Annotated in this window: 17 protein-coding genes; 8 read left to right on the forward strand and 9 right to left on the reverse strand. The window is 63.8% G+C overall.

The features are described from left to right. The first annotated feature begins 15 nt into the window (after positions 1-15). The 5 genes from R1T40_RS12730 (at position 16) to R1T40_RS12750 (ending at position 3,525) form a co-directional block, all read left to right on the forward strand. Positions 16-426, forward strand: a complete 411-nt coding sequence (locus tag R1T40_RS12730) for an MAPEG family protein (protein WP_317384385.1) — start codon at positions 16-18, stop codon at positions 424-426. Further along, positions 423-983 (forward strand): L,D-transpeptidase family protein, encoded by a 561-nt coding sequence (locus R1T40_RS12735; protein ID WP_317384386.1) that lies wholly within the window; start codon positions 423-425, stop codon positions 981-983. The genes R1T40_RS12730 and R1T40_RS12735 overlap by 4 nt, the downstream gene beginning before the upstream one ends. Before the next feature lie 137 nt (positions 984-1,120). Beyond that, on the forward strand, positions 1,121-2,518 hold the full coding sequence (gene lpdA / locus R1T40_RS12740; RefSeq protein ID WP_317384387.1) for a dihydrolipoyl dehydrogenase: 1,398 nt from the start codon (positions 1,121-1,123) through the stop codon (positions 2,516-2,518). An 89-nt stretch (positions 2,519-2,607) separates the two neighbouring features. Continuing rightward, complete coding sequence (locus R1T40_RS12745) at positions 2,608-2,922, forward strand: EthD family reductase (RefSeq protein ID WP_317384388.1); 315 nt, start codon at positions 2,608-2,610, stop codon at positions 2,920-2,922. Between the two features lie 54 nt (positions 2,923-2,976). Beyond that, positions 2,977-3,525 carry a hypothetical protein gene (locus R1T40_RS12750; protein ID WP_317384389.1) on the forward strand — a complete coding sequence of 183 codons (549 nt, stop codon included), beginning with the start codon at positions 2,977-2,979 and terminating at the stop codon, positions 3,523-3,525. A gap of 7 nt (positions 3,526-3,532) precedes the next feature. Here the strand turns inward: R1T40_RS12750 and R1T40_RS12755 are convergent, their stop codons facing one another. The 4 genes from R1T40_RS12755 to R1T40_RS12770 are packed head-to-tail and all read right to left on the reverse strand — an operon-like array spanning position 3,533 to position 6,429. Continuing rightward, complete coding sequence (locus R1T40_RS12755; protein WP_317384390.1) at positions 3,533-4,138, reverse strand: pyridoxamine 5'-phosphate oxidase family protein; 606 nt, start codon at positions 4,136-4,138, stop codon at positions 3,533-3,535. Beyond that, a complete protein-coding gene (locus tag R1T40_RS12760) occupies positions 4,116-4,865 on the reverse strand; it encodes a lysophospholipid acyltransferase family protein (RefSeq protein ID WP_106161686.1) in 750 nt (249 codons plus the stop codon). Before R1T40_RS12760 ends, R1T40_RS12755 begins: the two co-directional genes overlap by 23 nt. Next, a complete protein-coding gene (locus R1T40_RS12765; RefSeq protein WP_317384391.1) occupies positions 4,862-5,755 on the reverse strand; it encodes a cell division protein FtsX in 894 nt (297 codons plus the stop codon). Before R1T40_RS12765 ends, R1T40_RS12760 begins: the two co-directional genes overlap by 4 nt. Next, positions 5,752-6,429, reverse strand: a complete 678-nt coding sequence (locus R1T40_RS12770; RefSeq protein ID WP_106161683.1) for a cell division ATP-binding protein FtsE — start codon at positions 6,427-6,429, stop codon at positions 5,752-5,754. Before R1T40_RS12770 ends, R1T40_RS12765 begins: the two co-directional genes overlap by 4 nt. A 213-nt stretch (positions 6,430-6,642) precedes the next feature. On the opposite strand from R1T40_RS12770, the gene R1T40_RS12775 reads away from it, so the two are divergent. Next, positions 6,643-7,704 carry a zinc-ribbon domain-containing protein gene (locus R1T40_RS12775; RefSeq protein ID WP_317384392.1) on the forward strand — a complete coding sequence of 354 codons (1,062 nt, stop codon included), beginning with the start codon at positions 6,643-6,645 and terminating at the stop codon, positions 7,702-7,704. A gap of 73 nt (positions 7,705-7,777) precedes the next feature. Here the strand turns inward: R1T40_RS12775 and R1T40_RS12780 are convergent, their stop codons facing one another. From R1T40_RS12780 to argH, 5 genes are all read right to left on the reverse strand, one after another. Next, positions 7,778-10,426 carry a TIGR02302 family protein gene (locus R1T40_RS12780; RefSeq protein ID WP_317384393.1) on the reverse strand — a complete coding sequence of 883 codons (2,649 nt, stop codon included), beginning with the start codon at positions 10,424-10,426 and terminating at the stop codon, positions 7,778-7,780. Between the two features lie 118 nt (positions 10,427-10,544). Beyond that, the gene (gene lysA / locus R1T40_RS12785; protein WP_317384394.1) at positions 10,545-11,810 is read right to left on the reverse strand and encodes a diaminopimelate decarboxylase; all 1,266 of its coding nucleotides are present in this window, start codon (positions 11,808-11,810) and stop codon (positions 10,545-10,547) included. A 149-nt stretch (positions 11,811-11,959) separates the two neighbouring features. After that, the gene (locus R1T40_RS12790) at positions 11,960-12,106 is read right to left on the reverse strand and encodes a hypothetical protein (RefSeq protein WP_317384395.1); all 147 of its coding nucleotides are present in this window, start codon (positions 12,104-12,106) and stop codon (positions 11,960-11,962) included. Further along, positions 12,103-12,279 (reverse strand): hypothetical protein, encoded by a 177-nt coding sequence (locus R1T40_RS12795; protein WP_165798072.1) that lies wholly within the window; start codon positions 12,277-12,279, stop codon positions 12,103-12,105. Before R1T40_RS12795 ends, R1T40_RS12790 begins: the two co-directional genes overlap by 4 nt. A 22-nt stretch (positions 12,280-12,301) precedes the next feature. Continuing rightward, positions 12,302-13,693: an argininosuccinate lyase gene (gene argH, locus R1T40_RS12800; RefSeq protein ID WP_207796865.1), complete on the reverse strand. Its 1,392-nt coding sequence runs from the start codon at positions 13,691-13,693 to the stop codon at positions 12,302-12,304. A 20-nt stretch (positions 13,694-13,713) separates the two neighbouring features. On the opposite strand from argH, the gene R1T40_RS12805 reads away from it, so the two are divergent. Both R1T40_RS12805 and R1T40_RS12810 read left to right on the forward strand, forming a co-directional pair. Next, entirely contained in the window at positions 13,714-14,277 is a 564-nt protein-coding gene (locus R1T40_RS12805) for a TlpA disulfide reductase family protein (protein ID WP_317384396.1), read from the forward strand. A gap of 156 nt (positions 14,278-14,433) precedes the next feature. Beyond that, positions 14,434-15,273, forward strand: a complete 840-nt coding sequence (locus tag R1T40_RS12810) for an EAL domain-containing protein (RefSeq protein WP_317384397.1) — start codon at positions 14,434-14,436, stop codon at positions 15,271-15,273. Positions 15,274-15,412: the final 139 nt, after the last annotated feature.

Below are 15,412 nucleotides of genomic sequence, written 5' to 3' on the forward strand. Positions count from 1 at the left end.
ATATGTCGAGGTAAAATGACCCCCGAACTCACTGCTCTCACCCTCGCCGCACTCCTGCAGGTCATCCAGATCGCCCTGATGGCAGTGCCGGCCAACCTGGAACTCGGCCAGGGCAAGACCCTGTCGCCGCGCGACCGCGACCGCCTTGGCGGCGATCTGCAGGATCAGGTCTCCAAACGCACCGCACGGCTCTATCGCGCGATGAACAACCACTTTGAGGGGCTGATCCTCTTCTCGATTGCCTGCGTGGTGGTTACTCTGACCGAAGCCTCCTCCCCGGTCACCACCGTCTGCGCCTTTGCCTACCTCGGCGCGCGTGTGCTCTACATCCCGGCCTATGCCTTTGGCTGGGTGCCCTGGCGCAGCTTCATCTGGGCGGCGGGGTATCTGGCGACAGCCGCCATGCTGGTGGCCGCCCTGCTGTGAGACTTGCCCGGCATATCCTGCGGGCGACCGTGCTCGTTCTTGGGCTTGGCGTGGCCACCTTCGGCTATACCAAGCTGATGGCGCGCGCGGGCTCGGGCACACCGCCGACGATGGCCGAAGCCCACGAACAGGCAGATGAGATCCTTGTGATCAAATCCACCCGCGCGCTACACTTGCGCCGTGCGGGCAAAACCATCCGCAGCTACGATATTTCGCTTGGCGCTGCACCCGCAGGTCACAAACAGTCCGAGGGCGATGAACGCACGCCCGAAGGCCGCTATGAAATCGACTGGCGCAATCCAAACTCCGTCGCGCATCTGAGCCTGCATATCTCCTACCCCAATGCCGCAGACCAGGCCGCAGCCAATGCCGCCGCGCGCGATCCCGGCGGCAATATCATGATCCACGGCTTGCCCAACGGCTGGGGGGCCTTGGGCGCACTGCACCTGATGCGGGACTGGACCGACGGCTGTATCGCGGTCACGAATACCGAGATGCGCGAAATCTGGTCGCTTGTTCCAAACGGAACCCCAATCACCATCGTCGAGGCGCTGTGATGATCCTTCAGATCGAACAAATTCGCTCTGGACATTATCGGGCGCATCTTCATCTTTTCACAAATACCTCGGGGGAGGCCCATTTGGGCCGGGGGCAGCGCCCCCTCCCCGCTCAACTCCAAAGGAGCACATGACCCATGGCATCCTATGACGTCATCATCATCGGTGCAGGCCCCGGCGGCTATGTCAGCGCCATTCGCTGCGCCCAGCTGGGCCTGAAGACCGCCATCGTCGAAGGCCGCGAAACCCTTGGCGGCACCTGCCTCAACGTGGGCTGCATCCCCTCCAAGGCGCTGTTGCACGCGACCCATATGCTGCATGAGGCAGAACATAACTTCGGCGCCATGGGCCTGAAGGGCAAAAGCCCCTCGGTCGATTGGGATCAGATGAAATCCTACAAGGATGATGTCATCGGTCAGAACACCGGCGGCGTTGAGTTCCTCATGAAGAAGAACAAAATCGACTGGCTGAAAGGCTGGGCCTCGATCCCCGAGGCGGGCAAGGTCAAGGTCGGCGACGACACCCATGAGGCCAAGAACATCGTGATCGCCTCCGGCTCCGTTCCTTCCGCCCTGCCGGGCGTCGAGGTGGACAACGCCAAGGGCATCGTGGTCGACAGCACCGGCGCGCTGGAGTTGCCCAAGGTGCCAAAGAAAATGGTCGTGATCGGCGCAGGCGTCATCGGTCTGGAGCTGGGCTCGGTTTACGCGCGCCTCGGCGCCGAGGTCACCGTGGTCGAATATATGGATGCGGTCTGCCCCGGCATGGACAAGGACGTCCAGCGCGGCTTCAAGCGCATCCTGGAAAAGCAGGGTCTCAACTTCATCATGGGCGCCGCCGTGCAGGGCGTCGAGACCACCAAGACCAAGGGCAAGGTCAAGTACCAGCTGAAAAAAGGCGGCGAGGAAGAGACCCTCGACGCTGATGTGGTGCTGGTTGCCACGGGTCGCAAACCCTATGCCGAGGGCCTCGGCCTTGATGCGCTGGGTGTGAAGATGACCGAACGCGGCCAGATCGCCACCGACGCGCAATGGGCCACCAATATCAAAGGCGTCTATGCCATCGGCGACGTCATCGAGGGCCCGATGCTGGCGCATAAGGCCGAGGATGAGGGCATGGCGGTGGCCGAGGTGATCGCGGGCAAGCATGGCCATGTGAACTATGGTGTCATTCCGGGTGTGGTCTACACCACGCCTGAGGTCGCCACCGTGGGTGCCACCGAGGACGCGCTGAAGGCCGAGGGCCGCAAGATCAAAACCGGCAAGTTCATGTTCATGGGCAATGCGCGCGCCAAGGCCGTGCATCAGGCCGAGGGCGGTTTTGTCAAACTGATCGCGGACAAGGAAACAGACCGGATTCTGGGCGCAGCGATCATCGGCCCCGGCGCCGGCGACCTGATCCACGAGATCTGCGTAGCGATGGAATTCGGCGCCTCTGCCGAGGATCTGGCCCTGACCTGCCACGCACACCCGACCTATTCCGAGGCCGTACGCGAAGCCGCCCTTGCCTGCGGCGACGGCGCGATCCACAGTTAAGCCCAACTCGGGCAACGCGCCCTGGCGCGTCCATCACCAGCGGCCCGCCTCTTGGCGGGCCGTTTGCGTCCTACTCAGGAGACATGCCAATGACCATCAGCCTGCAAGTGCTCTACCCCGCCTCCGACGAGGCGACGTTTGACTATGATTATTACACCGAGACCCATCTGCCCCTGATCGAGGAACACTGGGGAGATCTGATGGAAACGGTCGAGGCCTCGCGCGGGCTGGCCGGTGGCCCGGATGTGCCTCCTCCTTACCTGCTGATCGCCACGATCACCTTTCCCGATCAGGAGGCCCTCGACACGGCCATGGGGGACAAGGGCGGCGTGATCATTGATGATGTGGCCAATTTCACCAACATCCGTCCGCAGATCCTTGTGGGCGAGTTGCTGATGAGCTGAGGCAAGCGCACTGGTGGCCAAAACAGGTCACCGGCGGATTTTTGGGGCTGTGTTTTGAAGAAACGCATTCTGTTCTGGATCGTCGTCGCAGGGTTTGCGATAGGGCTTGGCGCGGCATCGCAGATCTGGCCAAAGCAATCACGCGCGGAACGTATTGCCGAACTGTTTTATGGTATCTGTCTTGCCCCCATACTGACCGGAGACAGTCCCGACGCGCTGCTGTCGGGGCTGACAAGGACACATGATATTTTGGGGGGAAAAGCTTGGATTGATCCTCAATCTATGAGCTTAGTTGAACGCGAAAAGCGGCGGTGTGAGATTTCCACCTTCGACCCACACCCCCTTCTTTACCAAGATGCGGAGGCCCTACTGCCACTGATTGAGGAAATCGTCAGCGTAGATTTCCCACAACTGGCTTATGATCCTATGGCCAAAATGGGCGATGAGGCCCTCTCCAAAGGGTGGTTCTTGGGGGCGGTGTACTCCCCGGAGCGGTGGGGGATTGCGCATTTCGCCTTTCCCGATTGGGGTGATAGCGCAGGCAGCATTCTCATGTTCGCGGCGCCAAACCGTCCTTTGCTGCGCTCCGCACCGCTCCAGTAGTCACGCATCACCACATGGTCTGTGCCGCACGTGGCGCCCATTCCTCATCGTAAGCGTGACCGCCTTCTTCGCCAGCCGTCTGCTCGGCGAGGATGTCCCCCATCGAGGGCAGGCCGTCGCTTTCATTGCCAGAGGTCCAGATCCGAGACCGCATCAGGGCGCGGGCGCATTGGCTGTAGATTTCCCGGATCGAGATCACGATGACCGTGCGCGGCAGTTTGCCCGCTTTGTCAAACCGCTGCAGCAGGTCAAGGTCGGCGGTCACTTTGGCGGTGCCATTCACCCGCACCACATTGTTTGATCCCGGCACCAGAAACATCAGGGACACCCGCCCGTCGCGCAGGATATTGCGCAAACTGTCGATGCGGTTGTTGCCGTACCAATCCGGCAGCGCCAGCGTGCCGGGGTCAAGCTCCAGCACCACCGGGCCGTCATCACCGCGCGGGCTGTCGTCGGTGCCCTCGGGGCCGACAGTGGCCAGCATGCACAGACGCGAAGCCATGATCCATTTGCGATAGAGCGGCGTCATCTGCCGCGCCACTTTTCGTAAAGAAGGCGCTCCCGGTGTCCCGTAGAGCGCCTCAAGGTCCTCAATCGATGCGACGAAGTTCATCTTTGTCAAATCCCAGTTCTGCCATTAATGCATCTGACCGGGCTTCAATGCGTGTTTCCAGCTCGGTCATAAAGACGTCCCGCGGCTCTCCCGGCGGGATCGGGTCGAGAAACTCCACCGTGCCCAAGCCCGGTTTGCGCAGAATGCCGCTGCGCGGCCACAGCAGACCCACATTGGTCGCCACCGGCACGCAAGGCTGCTTCAGTCCGACGTAGAGCACGCCGCTGCCGACCTTGTAGGACTTCTGCGCGCCCGGCGCGACACGGGTGCCCTGTGGGTAGATCACCAGCTGGCCGGGCTCGGAAAACTCTCGCGCCACATCCTGCACCATCTGGGTGATCGCCGCACCGCGCTTGCCGCGATCAACAGGGATGCAGCCGAGACGCTTGGCATAGACGCCGATGATCGGCGTCCACATCAGCTCTCGTTTCATGATGAACTTGGCCTGCGGCAACGCGTTAAAGATAATCAGGATATCGAGAAAGCTCTGATGCTTGGCGGCGATGATGACCTCGCCCGTGGGCACGGTCCCGCGCACCTCGGAGCGGATGCCAACCATCCAGCGCGCCGACCAGATCGCCCAGCGGGCGTAGGTCTTGCAGGCTTGGCGCGCGCCGTTCTTTGACAGCAGTGCATAAGGCGCAAAGACGATGCCCAGCACCAGCATCGCCACATAGATCTGAAAGATGTAGAGCAGCGAGCGCAGATATTGAAAACCAAGGGTCACGCGAGTTCTCCGAGACGTTTGCGGGCCGCGCGGGTGGTGGCGACAAAGGCCACTGTCGCCGCGACTGGCGGAATGATGAGCGGCAGCAGCCAGCGCCAGCTCTGAAAGCCCAGCCCGGTGAGGAAACCGCCCTCCTCCGAGGCTTCGGGCATCAGGAATACCCCGATCATGCCAAGAGCCACCCCCGCGGCGGCCCCGGTCAGGGCGCGCAGGGTGAAGCGACGCACGAAGGCCTGGGCGATGTAGCTGTCCTGCGCGCCCACCAGCCGCAGCACCTCAATGACCTGCGCATTGGCGGCCAGGGCAGCATTGGCGGCCAGCGTGATCATCGCGCCCATGGCCCCGCCGATGAGCAGAATCGACACCACGCCCAGACGGCGCAGGGCAATCGCGGCCTCCACCAGAGGGCGCCGCCAGCGGGCATGGTCATCCAGCACCGCGCCTGGCACCTCGGCCTGCAGGCGCAGGCGCAGACCTTGGGCATCATAGCCGGGATCGTCTTCTGTTACCTCGATCAGCTGCGGCACCGGCAGGGTATCAAGCGGGATCCCCGCCCCGAACCAGGGCGCCAGCAGCGCGGCCTGTTCGTCCGTTGTCAGGGCGCGGGCCTTGGCCACGCCCGGGGTCTGGCGCAGGATCTGCAATGCCGCCTCGGTCTGGGCGACGCGCTGTTCGGCAGGGGCATTGATGCGCAGGGTCGCGGCGCGGGCCAGCTCGTCCGACCAGCGTGTGGCCACCCGGCCAGAGGCCAGCGACAGGGCCAGCGCAAAAACACAGAGAAACGCCATGGCGCCGGAGACAAACAGCGTCAGCTGGGCGGTAAAGCCCGAAGGCGGCACCACACGGTCCGCCTGCGCATCGCCGATGACAAGGGCCCGCAGCGCGTTCATAGGTCCGCTCCCGCCGAGACGATCTGTCGGTTCGTCAATCGCAGCACCCGCGCCTGCACCTGGTTCTTGGCGGCACGGATCAGCGGCAGGTCATGGGTCGCCACAAGGATCGTCTTGCCCATATGGTTGAGCTCGACCAGCAGCCGCAGCAGGCGCTGCGACATTTCCCAGTCGACGTTGCCGGTGGGTTCATCGGCAATGATCACATCGGGGCTGAGGATCACCGCGCGGGCCAGTGCCGCCCGCTGACGCTCGCCGCCCGAAAGCTCCGGGGGCAGCGCGTCCATCCGTTCGGAGAGGCCGACCCAGTTCATCAGCTCTTTCAGGTTGGCCTGCTCTTCGGTCAGCCCGCGTCCCGAGACCGTCAGCGGCAGGGCGATGTTTTCCACCACCGGCAGGTGATCGAGAAAGCGGCAGTCCTGATGCACCACGCCGACACGCCGGCGCAGGTAGGCCATCTGGTCGCGATCCAACCCCTTCACGTCCATGTTGAAGGCGCGCACCCGGCCCGCGGTGGGGGTCAGGGAGCCGTAGCAGAGCTTCAGCAACGTGGTCTTGCCCGCGCCGGAGGGGCCGGTCAGAAAGTGGAACGAGCCGGGCGCCAGCTGCACCGAGAGGTTGCTGAACAGCTCTCCCCCGCCATAGTTATAGCCCACATCTTCGAGTTCGATCACGATTGCATCCCAGCCCGGTGTATTGCGGTCGTCCCGCGTTCCATCGCGATGTTTTGCACGAGCATTGCGGCAGTTTCAATGGTGCGCAGGTCGCTCAGATGGGCTCAAACTGCCATCTGCGGGGGGATTGGCTCTTTCTTGCCTTTCAGGAAGTTACTATGATTACGGGTGAATTCACTTTTTCGCGGTCAGAAGGCCCACCAAGGAGACCGGATGAGACTCATTTGCCCCAATTGCGGCGCACAGTATGAGGTGCCCGAGGACGTGATCCCGGACGACGGGCGCGATGTGCAATGCTCCAATTGCGGCGATACCTGGTTCCAACCCTCCGCTCAGATGCAGGCACAGGCGGAAGCAGCCCCGGAAGAGGACAGCGCACCGGTGCAGGCCGCGCCCTCTCCCGCGCCAGAACGTGAACCGGACCCTGTTCCGCCAGCCGAGCCAGAGCAGCAGCCCGCCCCGGAACCACAGCCAATCCCTGAACCACAGCCTGAGCCACAGCCAGCCCCCACCCCGCAGGAAGTGCCCGAGTCGGAACCAGAAGACCCCTGGCCGCCCACGCCAGAGCCGGAGGTACAGACTGCGCGCTCCGAGGCGCCGCAGGAGGAGCCCTCCGTGGTTGCGGACAGCCCCGCCAATGCCGCGGATGACGGTTCGGATGACGACGACGAAGAGGGCGACGAAGAGGACGACGCGGCAGAGGCGCCGTCTCATATGGCGGTCCCGCCTCCGGCAACCGCAGAGGCGGCGCCACGGCGGCGGCTCGATCCGGAGGTTTCGCGCGTGTTGCGCGAAGAGGCGATGCGCGAGGAAGCCCTGCGGTCTGGTGGAGAGGGGCTTGAAACCCAGACGGAGCTGGGTCTTGAGACCCCGGCCGAAGATGAAACCGCCCGGCGGACCCGTGAAGCACAGGATCGCGTGGCGCGGATGCAGGGACAACCGTCACCGCCGCCCGACCGCCCCGCGCCGGAGGTCACATCCCGCCGCGGCCTGTTGCCAGATATCGAAGAGATCAACACCAACGGCCCCGGAGAGGCGAAAGCTGCGCCACCGCCCGTGGACGCGGAGCGCCCCGCCCCGCGAAAGAGCGGGTTTTCGCGGGGGTTCCTGCTGGTGATTCTTCTGATGGTGGCGGCGATCCTCGTCTACACAAATGCGCCGCTGATCGCCGAGCGGCTGCCGCAGGCCGATCCCTATATCAGCGGCTACGTGGCCTGGGTGGATCAGTGGAGGCTGTGGCTGGATACGCAAGCCAAGGCGCTGGCCGCAGAATAACGCGATCAAGACCACGGAGCAAAGCCGCGCATCCCCTTCCGGGTTGCGCGGCTTTTGCGTCGGCATCTCCGCATCAAAACTTATCGAGCAGCCGCTGCAGGTAGTTGCGTTCGCCTTCGCTGCGCTCACGTTCGCCGGCGCGGCGACGGATTTCCTCCAGCAGATCCCAAGCGCGGCGATAGGCCTGCCCGTTGCCGATGGTATCCGAGCGCAAGGTATCACCGCCCTGCCCCCCACGATCCCGGCCCAGAGGGTCGAGCGCGTTGCCCTGTCGATTGCCCTGCCCTTGCTGAGTGCCGGGTTGCTGGCCCTGCTGCTGTTGCTCTGCCATGGCCTCGCCCAATGCCCGCATACCGTCGCGCATGGCCTCCATGGCCTCGGACTGGCGGTCGATGGCTTCGGCGTAATCGCCTCCGCGCAGGGCCTCCTCGGCGCCCTCCATGGCCCGACCGGCCTGATCCAGGCTGTCGCGCGCGGCCTCGCCCTCGGCGCCGCCCAGAGGCAGGCCGTCACGTTGGCGTTGAAGTTCGTTGCGCAGGGTCTGTTGACGCTGCGCCAGATCCTCGGGGCTGTTGCCACCGGCCGATCCCTGTCCACCCTCGCCCTGCTGTTGCCCCTGCTGCTGGCCGGGGGACTGGCCATCGCTGCCCTCGCCCCCTTCGCCGCCGCCCTCATGGCTGTCGCCGCGACCAAGGCCACCATTGCGCCCTTCGTTGCCCTGGCTCTGGCCACGTTGCGCATTGGGATTGAACTGTTCCTGCAGGTCGCGGAATGCCTGGTCGGAGAGGCCCTGCTGTTCGCGCAATGTATCCGCGAGCCCTTCCATCGCCTCCTGCCCGGGATTGCTGCCCTCTCCGGCCTCGCCCTGCGTGACCTGCATATTCTCCATCATCTGCTGGAACTCGCGCAGCGCCTGCTCTGCCTCAGCCATGCGGCCCTGCTCCATGAGGTCCTGAATGCGGTCCATCATCGCCTGCAGATCCGACTGGCTGAGCTGAATGGCGTTGTCCCGGCTCTCGCGCCCGTCCTCCCCTTCTGCCTCGGACTGGGCCTGACGCGACAATTGGCGCATGTAATCCTGCGTTGCCTCGCGCAGCTCCTGCATGAGGCGCGCGATTTCCTCGTCACTGGCACCATCGCGCATTGCCTGGCTCAGACGTTCCTGGGCCTGTTGCATGCGCGCCAGCGCGTCGCCGACATCGCCATCCTCAAGCTGGTTCGCCAGAGCCCAGAGAGCCGCTGCAATCTCGTCCTGATGCGCGACGCTCAGCTCTGCCTCGGTGGTATAGCCTTCCAGCCGCTTCAGAATGGTGCGCAGTTGCAGGTAGTTGCCCATGTCGTGAAAGACGTCCTCGGGCCGATGTGTGAGTGTGCGCAGGATCTGCGCCACACGTGAGCCATTGGCGCGCGCCCAGAGAAGATCGCGGCGCTGTTCGATCAGGGCCGCCGCCATGGGGTCGAAGAAACGCCGGGCGGTCAGCGGCGCGGACAGGGTTGCAGGCGTGCTCTGCTGCGCGGCCGCATCCTCGGATCTGAAGCTGTAGGTTACCGGCATATTCGCCCAAGGGTGCGCCGAAAACTCCTCGACCAGCGCCTCGCTGAACAGACGGCGGTCCCCTGTCAGGGAGAGGGGCAAGGCCAGCTCGACAGGCGCGCGGGGGTCGGGCGTGGTGGCCAAGCCGTGGCGGCGGTCCAACGCGTCCTCATCAAGCGTGATCACGATACTGCCCCCCACCACGCCGTAATCATCAGAGGCGCTGAATGGCAGCGTCAGGGTGCCATCTGCGGAGAGGTCCGGCTCCCCGGCGATGGACACGCGCGGGGCTTCATCCTCGATCACCTCGATCTGCCAATCGCGCCCGCCGGGGCCGTCGATGGTCAGATTGCCCGCCTGCGTCACCACAAAGCTCTGCTCGGGTTCGGAGGCAGAGGGCAGCTCTCCGGTGCGGCCGGAGATGGTCTCGGCCAGGGTCAGATCACCGACCTCGCCATAAAACCGCAGGGTTATCTGGCTGTTGTCGGGAATGCGCAGCGACGGGTCCGTCATATCCCCGAGGTAAAGCGTTGGCAGACCGGTATAGCGCGGCGGCTCCACCCAGCCTTCCCACGTCGGCCCCGAGAGGCCCGCGGTGCCGCTGCCCGGCATGAGATCAGCGACCGACCCGGTGCGCCACGCAGTGCCGAACAGCGCCCCGGTCACCAGCACCAGAAGCGCCACGTAGCGCAGGGCATAGGGGTCACGATCCGCGATGCGCAGGTTGGGCGCCGGCGCCTCGGCCTGCGCCGCGCGGGCTGCCATTCTATCCTGATGGGCGCGCCACAGCGCGATGGAGGCGGGATCCCGCGCACCGGAGGCCTGGGTGTCCAGAATCGCCGCAATCGGGCGGCCCGGAAGGGTCTCGTCCAGTCGCAACAGCGCCTCGTGCCGAGTCGGCCAGCGAAAACGCCATGCTCCCCAGATCAGCGCGGCGACGGCGCCTGTTGCCACCAGAACAGCCAGTGTCCAGACGGCCTCCAGCAGGATCCAGTCGAGTATCCCCAGCAGCACCAGACCAAGCGCCAGAAACAGGATCGTGGCCAGCGGCCAGAAGGCGCGCCAGATCCGCTCTGCCACCATACCCAGACGCGTAAACGCCAATGCACGGCGCAGCGGTGCCAGCGCCGCCGTGCTGTGGGTCGGGTGCTCCTCGACAGCTGTGTCGGGGGGGATGTGCTCGGTCATACCGCTCTGCCTCCGCGCGCGGCCCGGCAAAGACGGGGCCGCCTGTCGTGTGGCCAGTGCCCCCGGAGGCCCGACCGCATGTGTGGCTTCACATGCGCGGTCGGGACTGCCGTGACGGTCAGAGCCACTCCGGGATGGTATCGCGATTTATCATGTCGTCAAAGGTCGGGCGTTGCCGAATGACTGCAAATTGATCGCCATGCACCAGAACCTCGGGGATCAGCGGGCGGGAGTTATACTCGCTCGACATCACCGCGCCATAGGCCCCGGCACTGCGAAAGGCGACCATATCCCCCGCTTCCAATGGCGGCATAAGCCGCGCCTTGGCAAAGGTGTCGCCGCTTTCGCAGACCGGACCGACGATATCATAAGGCTGCGGCTCAACGCCGGGCGTGGCTTCGGTGACGGGCACAATATCGTGGTAGGCCTCGTACATCGCGGGGCGGATCAGGTCATTCATCGCACCGTCGAGGATCAGGAAATCGCGACCTTCGCCGTGTTTCACGTAGATCACCTTGGACACCATCAAACCCGCATTGCCGGCAATCAGCCGTCCCGGCTCGATTTCGATCTCGCAGTTCAGATGGCCCAGCTCTTCCCTGATCATCTGGCCGTATTCGACCGGCAGCGGCGGGGCCTCATTTGATCGCGTGTAGGGAATGCCCAGCCCGCCCCCAAGATCGAGACGGCGGATGTCGTGGCCATCCTCGCGCAAGGCCTGCGTCAGCTCCGCAACCTTTTGATAGGCAAGGCGGAACGGGTCGAGATCCGTGAGCTGAGAGCCGATGTGAACGTCGATCCCGATGACCTCAAGCCCCGGCAGGCTGGCGGCATGGGCGTAGACCTCGCGGGCGCGCGCAATGGGGATGCCGAATTTGTTCTCGGACTTGCCGGTCGCAATCTTGGCGTGGGTCTTGGCGTCCACATCCGGGTTCACCCGCACGGTGATCGGCGCGGTCGTTCCCAGCTCCAATGCGACGGCGTTGATCACCTCCATCTCCGGCTCGGACTCGACGTTGAACTGGCGGATGCCGCCGCTCAGCGCGTAGCGGATTTCGTCAGCCGTCTTGCCAACACCGGAAAAGACGATCTTGTCGCCCGGCACGCCTGCGGCTTTGGCGCGACGGTATTCGCCCTCGCTCACCACATCCATGCCCGCGCCCGCCTCGGCCAGCGTCTTCAGGATGGCCTGATTGGAGGCCGCCTTCATCGCGTAGCAGACCAGATGGTCGGTGCCCTCCAATGCCTCATCGAACAGGCGGAAATGGCGCAGCAACGTCGCGGTGGAATAGACGTAGAACGGCGTGCCCACCGTAGCGGCAATCTCGGCTACGGGGACATCTTCGGCGTGCAAAACGCCATCGCGATAGAGAAAATGATCCATGGCCCGCGTTTAGGGCAAAAACAGACCCTTGGGCAAATGATTCCAATGTGCGGGTACAGTCTTTGCAGCCGCTGCGGGCTGGACCTGCCGTTTTACCGAGAGGGATGGCGGTGGTTCATCGTTACCGGCAGGACGCGAGGCAGGCCATGTCAGTCGCCCAGAACAACGCCCACGCGGGCTTCGCCCGAGATATGAATGCCCGGCTCTGTTGGCTCCGAGCGTTCTTTCAGGGGCGCTCCAGCGTGGTCGCAGCCTGCCACAACGGCCAGACACAGGATCAATGCAGTGCGGATCATAGGCCGATGCTCACGGAAACGGGGCCTTTGCTGACCCCCACCGCGCCGCCCAGATGGACGCCGCTGCCAGAGATCCCGAGACCCGCATTCAGGCTCGGGCGCACGGGCTCGCCGTCCACACCGCAGGCGGTGAGCGACAGAACAAGACCGAGAGCAATCAGAACACGGGTCATAGGGGTCTCCTAAAGGCGGGCCTCAGCCCAGGATCTCTTTCCAGCGGGCGACCTGCGCGCGCACTTCAATGGGCGCGGTGCCCCCGTAGGACGTGCGTGAATTCACCGAATTCTCCACACCCAACACGGTAAAGATATCCTCGGTGATGCCGTCATGCACGCTTTTCATGTCCTCAAGGCTGAGATCTGGCAGATCCACGCCGCGCGACTCGGCCATCGCCACCAGCGCGCCGGTCACATGGTGGGCATCGCGGAACGGCACTTTCAGCACCCGCACCATCCAATCCGCCAGATCGGTGGCGGTGGAGAAGCCGGACCCAGCCGCCGCCGCGAGACTGTCGCGGTTGGCGCTCATGTCCTTGACCATGCCCTGCATCGCCGCCAGCGCCAGCATCCAGTTGTCGGCGGCATCAAAGACCTGCTCCTTGTCTTCCTGCATGTCCTTGGAATAGGCCAGCGGCAGCCCCTTCATCACCATCATCAGCGCGGTGTTGGCGCCAAAGATCCGGCCCACCTTGGCGCGGATCAGCTCGGCGGCGTCGGGGTTCTTCTTCTGCGGCATGATCGAGGAGCCGGTGGAGAAGCGGTCCGACAGGGTCACAAAACGGAACTGGGCCGACGACCAGATCACCAGCTCCTCGGCAAAGCGGCTGAGGTGCATGGCGCAGATCGAGGCGACGGACAGGAACTCCAGCGCGAAATCGCGATCCGACACGGCATCCAGCGAGTTGGCGGTGGGGCGGTCAAAGCCCAAGGCGTTGGCGGTCATGTCGCGGTCGATCGGAAAGGAGGTCCCGGCGAGCGCGGCAGAGCCAAGCGGCGATTCGTTCATCCGGGCGCGCGCATCGCGGACACGGGACAGATCACGGCCAAACATCTCGACATAGGCCATCATGTGGTGGCCCCAGGTCACCGGCTGTGCAACCTGCAGGTGGGTGAAGCCCGGCATCACCCAGTCGGCTCCCGCCTCGGCCTGGTCGACCAGTGCGGCGATCAGAGCCTCCAGCCCCTTGGCGGCGGCGTCCAGCTGGTCGCGCACCCAGAGTTTGAAGTCAGTCGCCACCTGATCGTTGCGCGAGCGGCCCGTGTGCAGACGGCCCGCCGGTTCGCCGATGATCTCCTTCAGGCGCGATTCCACGTTCATGTGGATGTCTTCCAGCGCGGTAGAGAACTGGAACTGACCGCTTTCAATCTCTGACAAAACGGTGAGCAGGCCTTCACGGATCGCCTCGGCATCATTATCCGTAATCACACCGGCCGCGGCGAGCATCGCCGCATGAGCCCGAGAGCCCGCGATGTCCTGTGCTGCCATGCGCTGGTCGAACCCGATCGAGGCGTTGATCGCCTCCATGATCGCGTCCGGTCCGGCGGCAAAGCGGCCGCCCCACATCTGGTTCGAGGTCTTGTCTGTCATGGCCCAACCCTGGAGATACTATGCGTCTTGTTCGTCAGCTTTCCCTTTATATGGCCCTTGCCCTCGGTGCAAATGCCGCCTTCGCCGCCGATCTGAGCACCGTCGAGGCCCTGCGCGAGGGCGACATGCAGAAATTGGTTTTCCACAGCGAGGCCAAACCGGCCTCTGATGCGGCTTTCGAGCTGGCAGATGATGCCGGTCAGGCGCATCTGTCTGACTATGAAGGCAAATATGTGCTGGTGAATTTCTGGGCCACCTGGTGCCCGCCCTGTCGCAAGGAAATGCCGATGCTCTCGGCCCTGCAGGACGAATTCGGCGGCGACAATTTCGAAGTTCTGACGCTGGCGACGGGGCGGAACAATCCCGCCGGAATCAAGAAGTTCTTTGACGAGATCGGCGTGACCAACCTGCCGCGCCATCAGGACCCCAAGGGCGCCGTAGCCCGCGACATGGCGGTGCTGGGCCTGCCGATCACCGTCATTCTGGACCCAGAAGGCAATGAAATCGCCCGGTTGCGGGGCGAAGCGGACTGGAATTCCGACAGTGCCCGCGCCGTGATCGGTGCATTGGTGGCAGGCTCCTGACTGCAACTGCCCTGCCCTCTCGTCCCGCGAGAGGGCAGCTAGATAAAATGCCGTTCTTAATCCCCATGCAACTCTTTTGGAAGATTGTAGGGTCATTGGACAACTCGATCGGCGTCCACAACCGCCCGGTCGCCGCAAACCGATGGGGTTTTGAAGGTGAAGAAAAGGCATTTCTGGAAAACCGACATCCCGGAAGGGGCGGAAAACCCGCTCTCTGCAGCCGTAGTGGCCCGGGATCGCAACGTCGTGGACATGGTGGCGGAGGCGGTCAAACACGACCAGACCCTTCTGGCCTATCAGCCCATTGTACAAAGCCACGCGACAGACATGATCGCCTTCTACGAGGGCTACATCCGCGTGATGGACGCCACGGGCCGCATCATCCCGGCACGGGAATTCATGAGCGTGATCGAAGAGCGCGAGTTGGGGCGCAAGCTCGACTGTCTGGCACTGGAGCAGAGCCTCCGGGTACTGCAGCGCAATCCAAACGTGCGCATGTCCGTCAATATGTCCGCCCGTTCCATCGGCTACAGCCAATGGAACAAGGTACTGGAACGCTTTCTCGAAAACAGCGAATTCCTTGGCGAACGGCTGGTGCTGGAGATTTCCGAAGCCTCCGCAATGGCGGCACCAGAGCTGGTGATCGACTTCATGGACCAGATGCAGCAACACGGCATTGCCTTTGCACTGGATAATTTCGGCGCCGGCACCACGGCAATCGGACATTTTCGCGAGTTCTTCTTCGATGCGGTGAAGATCGACGGGCAGTTTGTCCGGGGCGTTCATGCAAACCACGACAATCAGGCCGTGATCCGCGCCCTGATCGCGATCGCCAAGCAGTTCGACATGTTCATCGTTGCCGAATCCGTCGAACGACAAGAGGACGCCGAATTCCTGATCGAGGCGGGTGCCGATTGCTTGCAAGGCTTCCTCTATGGTGCTCCGACAATCACCCCACCCTGGCAGGCGGAAAACGACGCGCGCGCCCGCGCCTGAGGTCGCCCCAAGCACCGATTCGCGACTCTTGCCCTGAACGCGTCAGACCCATTCTGTTATTCTGGATGGGTCTAAGGCGTCCCTGATCTGCACCCTATGCGACCAGCGGTCTGTGCCGTCTGGGAGCGGTGTCTGAACC

Source organism: Tritonibacter scottomollicae (assembly GCF_032924845.1).
In the GTDB taxonomy this organism is placed as follows: Bacteria; Pseudomonadota; Alphaproteobacteria; order Rhodobacterales; family Rhodobacteraceae; genus Epibacterium; species Epibacterium scottomollicae.